Origin of the sequence: Microbacterium sp. SA156, assembly GCF_049065455.1 — a bacterium.
Taxonomy (GTDB): domain Bacteria; phylum Actinomycetota; class Actinomycetes; order Actinomycetales; family Microbacteriaceae; genus Microbacterium; species Microbacterium barkeri.
On record NZ_JBAKGU010000031.1, the window covers coordinates 1 to 1,545 of the forward strand.

The window sequence follows — 1,545 nt, forward strand, 5'->3', positions numbered from 1 at the left end:
GATGATGGGGGTGTGACGAGCAGGAAGCCGCGGTTTGTGGATCCGCTGTCGTGGGATGCGACGGTGGAGGAGCGGTGGGTGCTGTCGAATGTGCGGGAGACGTTGACGGGTTTCCGGCGGGCGGTGGCGTCGGCTGCGGCGGCGGAGGTGCAGGCGTTCGCGGTGGCGGCGCGGGTGGCGCGGGCGCAGATGGAGCGGTCGGGGTCGGATTCGGAGTTCGCGTTCCCGTGGCGGGCGGTCGCGGCCGAGCTCGCGGTGGCGTTGCATGTGCCGGTGGGGGAGGTGGAGGCGCGGATGGCGGATGCGGAGCTGCTGGAGGCGCGGTTGCCTCAGGTGCGGGCGGCGCTGTCGGCGGGGCGGATCACGCGCAAGCATGCGGATGTGATCCGGGAGGTCGCGCAGGGGCTGCCGGATGCGGTGCTGGGGGAGTTCCTGGGGCGGGTGCTGGGGTTCGCGGAGGAGGCCACGCCGCGGCAGCTGCGGGTGTTCGCGAACGAGCTGGCGGGTGTGCTGCATCCGGTTCCGGTGGCGGAGGGTCAGGCGGCGGTGCGGGAGAAGCGGGGCACGTGGACGCGGGCTCTGCCGGGTGGGCTGGGTGAGTTCGTGATGCGGGACGAGGCGTCGGTGATCGCGGCGGTCGCGGACCGGCTGGATCAGATGGCGCGTCTGGTCGAGGCCGATGAGCGCCGCGCGGACCGGGAAGCACAGGCGGCGCGGGACGTGCGGGATGCGGCGGATGCGGCGGTGGGGGTGACGAGGGATGGGTTGGGGTTCCGGGTGGATCGGGAGGGGAACCGGATCGACCAGGGCGCGGTGCGGGTGCCTGGCGGCGCCCCCGACCCGGCGGTCGATCCGGAGCTGGCGGTGCGGGATGCGGGGCTGTTCCCGGGGCGGTGCGCGCCGGGGGAGCGGGAGGGGGCTCGGGAGGCGGAGCGGGTGCGGGTGACGCGCACGCAGCGGCGGGCGGATCTGGCGGGGAACCTGCTGCTGACGGGGGCGCCGACGGGGTACCCGATCGACGGGGACCCGGASCGGCTGGCGGGCATCCGCGGGGCGGTCGCGGTGACGGTTCCGGTGACGAGCCTGGTCGGGCTGGATGACGGGCCGGTGATGCTGGCGGGGTACGGGCCGGTCCCGGCCGAGACCGCCCGTCGGCTCGCGCGGTACGCGCCGGGGTGGGAGCGGATCTTCCAGAACCCCGACACCGGTGCTCTGCTGACGGTCGATCACTATCAGCCGACCGCGGCGATCCGTCGTCTGGTCGAGCTGCGGGACGAGTGCTGCCGGTTCCCGGGCTGCTCGCGCCCGGCCCCGGGGTGCGAGAAGGACCATGTCCGGGAGTACTCCCGCGGCGGCCCGACGAGCGCGGAGAACCTCGAGGCCCTGTGCCGGCCGCATCACTACCTGCGCCACCACACGAGGTGGTCTCCACGGGCGCTCGCCGACGGCGGCATCGAGTGGACCAGCCCGCTCGGGCACGTGTACGTCACCGAGCCCGAACCCCGACGACGACACCACGCCATCCACGACCCCCAGCCCCCACCC

The 1,545-nt window shown here is 74.5% G+C and carries 1 protein-coding gene; it reads left to right on the forward strand.

From position 1 onward, the window contains the following. Positions 1-12: 12 nt before the first annotated feature. Positions 13-1,545 (forward strand): DUF222 domain-containing protein (locus ACOWU6_RS16770; RefSeq protein ID WP_421076395.1); only part of this gene is annotated, 1,533 nt, incomplete at its 3' end.